Annotated in this window: 6 protein-coding genes and 1 pseudogene; 4 read left to right on the top strand and 3 right to left on the bottom strand. The window is 61.7% G+C overall.

All coding sequences use genetic code 11. The features are described 5' to 3' along the window. A partial coding sequence (locus EN914_RS17680) for an MFS transporter (RefSeq protein ID WP_164778773.1) occupies nt 1-383 on the top strand: 383 nt, incomplete at its 5' end. A gap of 96 nt (nt 384-479) precedes the next feature. Here the strand turns inward: EN914_RS17680 and EN914_RS17675 are convergent. Then, complete coding sequence (locus EN914_RS17675) at nt 480-677, bottom strand: DUF2735 domain-containing protein (protein WP_024505075.1); 198 nt, start codon at nt 675-677, stop codon at nt 480-482. Nucleotides 678-993: 316 nt separating this feature from the next. Here EN914_RS17675 and EN914_RS17670 point away from each other — a divergent pair, with 316 nt between their 5' ends. Further along, on the top strand, nt 994-2,034 hold the full coding sequence (locus EN914_RS17670) for a glutamine synthetase beta-grasp domain-containing protein (protein ID WP_013531450.1): 1,041 nt from the start codon (nt 994-996) through the stop codon (nt 2,032-2,034). 736 nt (nt 2,035-2,770) lie between these two features. On the opposite strand, the gene glnA is transcribed toward EN914_RS17670, so the two are convergent. Then, nucleotides 2,771-4,180: a type I glutamate--ammonia ligase gene (gene glnA, locus EN914_RS17660; protein WP_013531452.1), complete on the bottom strand. Its 1,410-nt coding sequence runs from the start codon at nt 4,178-4,180 to the stop codon at nt 2,771-2,773. A 65-nt stretch (nt 4,181-4,245) separates the two neighbouring features. Beyond that, nucleotides 4,246-4,584 (bottom strand): P-II family nitrogen regulator, encoded by a 339-nt coding sequence (locus EN914_RS17655; RefSeq protein WP_006205430.1) that lies wholly within the window; start codon nt 4,582-4,584, stop codon nt 4,246-4,248. A 358-nt stretch (nt 4,585-4,942) separates the two neighbouring features. On the opposite strand from EN914_RS17655, the gene EN914_RS17650 reads away from it, so the two are divergent. Both EN914_RS17650 and EN914_RS17645 read left to right on the top strand, forming a co-directional pair. Further along, nucleotides 4,943-6,487: an NAD(P)H-hydrate dehydratase gene (locus EN914_RS17650; RefSeq protein WP_024505076.1), complete on the top strand. Its 1,545-nt coding sequence runs from the start codon at nt 4,943-4,945 to the stop codon at nt 6,485-6,487. After that, nucleotides 6,484-7,388, top strand: a pseudogene (locus EN914_RS17645) (hypothetical protein); the annotation flags it as partial. The gene EN914_RS17650 and the pseudogene EN914_RS17645, both read left to right, overlap by 4 nt.

Raw genomic sequence — 7,388 nt, 5'->3', positions numbered from 1 at the left:
CACCCGAAGTCACCGTCTACAACATTCCAGGCGGCGGCGCGTTCGCCATGTTCGCCGATCCTGCAGCAGTGAACTGGCCAATGACGATCGGCATCCTGTTCATCCTGGTGCTGTTCGTGACCATGGTCTACGGGCCGATCGCGGCGATCCTGGTCGAAATGTTCCCGACCCGCATTCGCTACACCGGCATGTCGCTGCCCTATCACATCGGCAATGGCTGGTTCGGCGGCCTGCTGCCGGCAACCGTGTTCGCGCTCAGCGCCTACAAAGGCGACATCTACTATGGCCTTTGGTACCCGGTGGTGATCGCGGCTATAACGCTGGTCATCGGCATGATCTTCGTCAAGGATACGCTCGGCACCGACCTGCACGCCAAGGAGTAGGCAGCCCCCGCGTTCAAAAGAAAGCCCGGCGCGAACGATCGCGCCGGGCTTTTTCTTTTCAGGCCAATTCGTTGGCGAGGGCTGCTGCCCTTTGTGTCAGCTCTTGCGGCCCCGGGCCTCTTCCTCGATGGCTGCCTCATGGTACCAGCCGTCGCCGAAATCCGCGCGGGCATCACGCAGCGAGGCAAGCTCTGCCGCAAACTTAGCCTTTCCGCTCAAATTTGAGGCAGAGAGGCGCGCTGCCGCCGGGAACATCAAAATTTTGGCCGACGGTCGTGTGGAAATGACTTCCATTGCCGGGTTCCTTTCTTCCGCCGAACCTTTTCGATTCAACTTGGCCCGAAGATAAGGTCTGCAATCAAGTTAGGCAATATGCCTATGAAAAGATCAGCATTTGCACACTATTTGTGCAAATAAGGACCGTGATGGATCCGGGCGCATTGCTTAGGCGGCTCACCGACTTCCGGTGGATGCCGCGTCAATTTTGTCGCACCCTCCGGACCAAGAATGGCACACGAATTGCTTTTTAAGAGTGCGGCAGGCCGGCTGCTGACGGCAGGCGCATGTCGACGCCGTTCAGTGTTCGGTGATCAAGCAACGAGAGGCTAGAATGACGAAATACAAGCTCGAGTATATCTGGCTCGATGGATATACCCCGGTCCCCAACCTTCGCGGCAAGACGCAGATCAAGGAATTCGCCGAATTCCCTGAACTCGAGCAGCTGCCGCTGTGGGGCTTCGATGGTTCCTCGACCCAGCAGGCCGAAGGGCACAGCTCCGATTGCGTGCTGAAGCCGGTTGCGGTCTATCCGGATCCCGCCCGCACCAACGGCGTGCTGGTCATGTGCGAAGTCATGATGCCCGATGGTGTCACGCCGCATGCCTCAAACAAGCGCGCCACCATCCTCGATGACGAGGGCGCCTGGTTCGGCTTCGAGCAGGAATATTTCTTCTACAAGGACGGTCGCCCGCTCGGCTTCCCCGAGAGCGGCTATCCCGCACCCCAGGGCCCGTACTACACCGGCGTCGGCTATTCCAATGTCGGCTCCGTCGCGCGTCAGATCGTCGAGGAGCATCTCGACCTCTGCCTCGCCGCCGGCATCAACCACGAAGGCATCAACGCCGAAGTGGCCAAAGGCCAATGGGAATTCCAGATTTTCGGCAAGGGCTCCAAGAAGGCCGCCGACCAGATGTGGATGGCCCGCTACCTCCTGCAGCGCCTGACCGAGAAATACGGCATCGACATCGAATACCACTGCAAGCCGCTCGGAGACACCGACTGGAACGGCTCTGGCATGCACGCCAACTTCTCGACCGCCTATATGCGCGAAGTCGGCGGCAAAGCCTATTTCGAAGCGCTGATGGCGGCCTTCGACAAGAACCTGATGGATCACATCGCCGTCTACGGCCCGGACAACGACAAGCGTTTGACCGGCAAGCACGAGACCGCGCCGTGGAACCGGTTCAGCTATGGCATTGCCGACCGTGGCGCCTCGATCCGCGTGCCGCATTCCTTCATCAAGAGCGACTATAAGGGTTATCTGGAAGACCGCCGTCCGAACTCGCAGGGCGACCCCTACCAGATCGCCTCGCAAATCCTGAAGACGATCGCCTCGGTTCCGGCAAGCGCTCAGGTTTCAGCCGCCGCTTAAGTGTTTCGGACTGTATGACAAGAGGACCCCGGCGTTTCGCGCCGGGGTTCTTTTTTGGCCGTTACCCGGCTGACTGCATTCCCGGTAAAACATACCCAGAAAAAGTCAGGCAGTTCCGGCGGTCGCTAATCGCCCGTGAGTTCCGGCCGCAGCCGTGCGGGTCTGCGGCGATCACTCGCCAGAAAGCCCGGAAAACCGCCTTTTCCAGCCCTTGTCCGGGGCGATGGATCTTCCATAAGCATCTGTTCATACAACGGAATCGGTCATTCGCCACCCGGCTGGCGGCGTTGACAGATCACGCTACGGCATGCGTATTCGCGGGCTTGGGGTTACGTCACGCAATGCTGTTCGGACGGGCGGGGTTTTCTTGAACGGCGGCATTGGCGTGGGCGCCGGACGAGCGGTCACTGTAGCCTGAGACAGTGCTCCGCTCGCTCCTGGCTCCGACGTTGGCGGCCGAACCGCCTCCCTTGATCATTTACTGAACACCGCCGAGTTGTGATTGAAGCGACGCGCTCAAAAGCCGGCCGCTCCGATGGACCGTAGGTCCAAGAATCCGGGCATCCTATGATCGTCGAAGACGAAAGGCGGATACGGCTGTCCATGCGCGGCTGCCGTGCAGGCGAGGCATGCCGGTCGGCTGGCAATCCTGTTGGAGCGCAGCAAAAAGCCCTTGAAAGAGGGACGTCTTTCAAGGGCTTGAGCATTATAGCTAATCTTGGACCGAGATTGAATCTCAGACGGAGTAGTACATGTCGTACTCGACCGGATGCGGGGTCATTTCGAAGCGCATCACTTCGGCCATCTTCAGCTCGATGTAGCTGTCGATCTGGTCGTCGTCGAAGACGCCGCCGGCTTTCAGGAAGCCGCGGTCCTTGTCGAGGCTCTGCAGGGCTTCACGCAGCGAGCCGCAGACGGTCGGGATCTTCTTCAGCTCCTTCGGCGGCAGGTCGTAGAGATCCTTGTCCATCGGCTGGCCGGGATGGATCTTGTTCTTGATGCCGTCGAGGCCGGCCATCAGCAGCGCTGAGAAGGCGAGGTAGGGGTTCGCGCCCGGATCGGGGAAGCGGACCTCGACGCGCTTGGCCTTCGGCGACGAGCCGAACGGGATACGGCAGGACGCCGAGCGGTTGCGCGCCGAATAGGCGAGCAGAACCGGCGCTTCGTAACCCGGCACCAGGCGCTTGTAGGAATTGGTCAGCGGGTTGGTGAAGGCGTTGATCGCCTTGGCATGCTTGATGACGCCGCCGATGAAGAACAGGCAGCTTTCCGACAGACCGGCGTATTCATTGCCGGCGAAGGTCGGCTTGCCGTTCTTCCAGATCGACATGTGGACGTGCATGCCCGAGCCGTTGTCGCCGAAGATCGGCTTCGGCATGAAGGTTGCCGTCTTGCCGTAGGCGTTGGCGACCTGGTGGACGACATACTTGTAGATCAGCATCTTGTCGGCGTTGCGCACCAGCGCGTCGAACTTGATGCCGAGTTCGTGCTGAGCCGCCGCCACCTCATGGTGATGCTTTTCGACGCGCACGCCCATCTCGGCGAGCACGGTCAGCATTTCCGAGCGCATGTCCTGCGCGCTGTCGATCGGCGGCACCGGGAAGTAGCCGCCCTTGATGCGCGGACGGTGGCCGAGATTGCCGGTCTCATAATCGGTGTCGTCGTTCGACGGCAGTTCCGTGGAGTCGAGCTTGAATCCGGTGTTGTAGGGATCCGCCTTGTACTTCACATCGTCGAACACGAAGAATTCGGCTTCCGGGCCGACAAAGATGGTGTCGCCGATGCCTTCGGCCTTCATGTAGGCCTCGGCCTTCTTGGCCGTACCGCGCGGATCGCGGTTGTAGGATTCACCCGAAACCGGATCGAGGATGTCGCACAGGATGACCATGGTCGACTGCGCGAAAAACGGGTCCATGTGGACCGTTTCCGGATCGGGCATCAGCACCATGTCGGACTCGTTGATGGCCTTCCAGCCGGCAATCGACGAGCCGTCGAACATCACGCCATCGGCGAACATGTCTTCCTCGACCTCGATGACATCCATCGTCACGTGCTGCAGCTTGCCCTTCGGGTCCGTGAAGCGCAGGTCGACGAATTTCACGTCGTTGTCCTTGATCTGCTTCATGATGTCTTTGGCTGTCGTCATGTCGTGTATCCCTGTGTGATGACTTTTTTTGATGATGACGTTTTTCTGGAGGATGGCGCGGTCGGTCAGACCGCGTCCATGCCCGTTTCGCCGGTGCGTATACGCACGACTTCCTCGATATTGGAAACGAAGATCTTGCCGTCGCCGATACGACCGGTCTGGGCCGCCTTGCGGATGGCCTCGATCGCACCTTCGACCGCGTCGTCGCCAAGCACGACCTCGATCTTCACCTTGGGCAGGAAATCGACGACATATTCGGCGCCGCGGTAGAGTTCGGTGTGACCCTTCTGACGACCGAAGCCTTTTGCTTCGGTGACGGTGATGCCTTGCAGTCCGGCCTCCTGAAGCGCTTCCTTCACTTCGTCGAGCTTGAATGGCTTGATGATCGCTTCGATCTTTTTCATGTAAAAAGTGGCCTCCACTGCCAAAAAAACGGGTTGTGACCCCCCGCTTGCGCCTCCATCAAGCACGAACTGTGCCAATTCAGCGGATTCTAAGCGGTCTCATAAGATTTCAAAGCCGCGCCGCACCGGGATGCAAATTCGCGTCATTCGCTGCACCGGGAGCGGCATGGGCTGCCAGAGCCTACACAGCGCCAGCACCCGCGTCCGCACAAAAATCGGGCATATTGCCTATCCCCCAGGCAATTTTCTGCCCGCGATGCTTTCGTGCCAACGTTATGGCTGCAGATCTCGGCAACTCCCCCTTGTTTGCTTAGGATCGAAATCGGACAATGCTTGATCGCATGCGGATCGGCAATCCATGAGCAACGAACTTCTTTCCCCGGCCGAAATGAGCGAGGCCGATCGGCTGACGATTGCCGCCGGCCCAGCCGACGGCATCGGCCTGATGCGGCGCGCTGGTGGAGCGGTCGCGGCCGAGGTTCTCAAGCGCTACCCCTCGGCAAAGCACATCCATGTGCTGTGCGGGCCCGGCAACAATGGCGGCGATGGCTATGTCGTTGCCCGCATCTTGGCCGGCAGCGGCGTCGGCACATCGGTCTGGGTATCCGGCGCGCCGAGGCCGGAAAGCGATGCGGCGCTCGCCGCCGCGGAATGCCCGATCAAGCCCCGGCCGCTGTCTGACTTTGACGCCAAGCCTGGCTCGATCGTGATCGACGCGCTCTATGGGGCGGGGCTGTCGAAGCCGCTGTCCGGCGACGCCGCGAAAGCCATCGATACAGTGACAGCCCTGAGCCTGCCCGTGGTCGCGGTCGACCTGCCGTCCGGCGTCTCTGGAATCAGCGGTGACATATTGGGCAGGGCGTTTCGTGCCGAGGTCACCATCACCTTCGCGCGGAAAAAGCCTGGCCACCTGCTGCTGCCGGGGCGCGGGCAATGCGGTGAGATCGTGCTCGCCGATATCGGCATCGGCGACGGCATCATCGCCCAGCTCGCCGTCTCGACCTTCGAGAATGTGCCGGACCTGTGGTTGCAGGAATTTCCCGTGCCGGCGGTGGATGCGCACAAATACAAGCGCGGCCATGTCGGCGTCTTTTCCGGCGGCCCAAGTGCTACGGGCGCGGCGCGGCTGTCGGCGCTGGCCGCCGCCAGAAGCGGGGCAGGGGCGGTCACCGTGCTGTCGCCTGGCAATGCCATGCAGGTGAACGCGATGCACCTGACCTCGATCATGCTGCGCGAGGCGGGCTCGCTCGAGGAGGTGCAGGAATTTCTAATGGCGCGCCATCCCGGAGCGCTGGTGTTCGGACCGGGGCTTGGGCCAAAGCCCAAGGTCGGCGATTTCGCCCTGCAGCTGATCAAAGCTTTGGAGGAGGAAGCACGCGACGAGGCGACCGCGAACCACGCCAGTGCGATGGTTCTTGATGCCGACGCCATCACGTCGCTGGCCCATCAGCCTCAGGCGCTGTTCGAAGCTGCCCGTCAGCCGAATGCGCCTGCCTTGATAGTCACGCCGCATGAGGGCGAATTCGGCCGCCTGTTCCCTGATATCGCCGGGGACAAAACCATGTCGAAATTGGACAAGGCGCGAACGGCCGCCGCGCGGGCCAACGCCGTCATCGTCTACAAGGGCGCCGACACGGTCATAGCAGCGCCCGATGGCAAAGCGGCGATCAACTCCAACGGTGCACCGTGGCTGGCCACAGCCGGGTCAGGCGACGTGCTGTCGGGCATCATTGCCGGTTTGCTGGCGCAAGGCATGCCGCCCTTCGAGGGTACCTGCGCGGCGGTGTGGTTGCATGCTGAGGCCGGCAGCCGGTTCGGACCCGGTCTGATCGCCGAGGACCTGCCGTTGGCACTGGTGCCGGTGTTGCGCGAACTCTTCGACGCGCGCACGGCTGCCCAATGAGCCGCGCGCTCGTTCTGTTGCTTGCCACCCTCATCGCTGTCTTCATGGCGCCGACGGCGCGCGCCGAAGGTCCTGTGACGATCGTCGACGATCCGGCGGTGCTCGCCGCACTCGATGCCAGGGGTTTCGGTTTCGCCGATGTTTTGGGGGTCGACGGCGAGGACGGTCTGAAGACGCTTTACGACGAGGCGCCGGCCTATCATGCCATCGTCGAAACGGTTGCCTCCGATGTTGCGGCACTGCGTGCCGATATGAAAGCCGGCGGCCGGACGCTCTACGAAGTCACCGACGGCAATGTCGGCCGCATCATGGACATGCGCTGGCTGAAGACCGACGCCGCGCGCTTCCGGCTGGTCGGCGTCGTCAACCGGCTCGATCGTCGCGACTTCGCGGTGCTTCAAGGCGACAGGAGCTGCGGCGAGGTGCGCTTCATCTACCGCCTGGCCTACAGCTTTCGCAAAAACGGCAAGCTGCTGGCGTCGCGCCTGCCATTCAATTTCAATGCCGTCTACAGCGCCGCCCCCGACGCCGATGGCGGCTGCGTAGGTGTTGCCGGGCGCTGGACGCCACAGCTTGACGAGAGCGTCGATGCCGGCTGGCTGACCGGCGGGCCGCTGGAGAGAGCTGGGCTCACCTTCAAGCAGCTGGAGCTCAACGCACAGGTGGTGCGCTTCCCCTCCGGCCAGGAAACCGAGTTCGGTGGCCAAGCGGCCTATCTCATGCGGATATTCGGCATCGATGGCGCCGATATCAGCGAAAAACCGCTGGAGAACACGCCCGACACCGCACGGCTTTCGCAGGATGCGGCGCTGAAGGCACGGCTCGCCGTCTATGTCGGCGCCAATTTGCCGGCGGTTGACGAAGGCGTCTATGAGATTCCCGACGAGTTCCTGGCCAGAAA

It is taken from the genome of Mesorhizobium sp. M7A.F.Ca.CA.001.08.2.1 (assembly GCF_003998455.1).
Classification (GTDB): Bacteria; Pseudomonadota; Alphaproteobacteria; order Rhizobiales; family Rhizobiaceae; genus Mesorhizobium; species Mesorhizobium ciceri.
The sequence above is the reverse complement of the archived record's forward strand: the minus strand, read 5'-3'. Positions and strand labels throughout refer to the sequence as shown.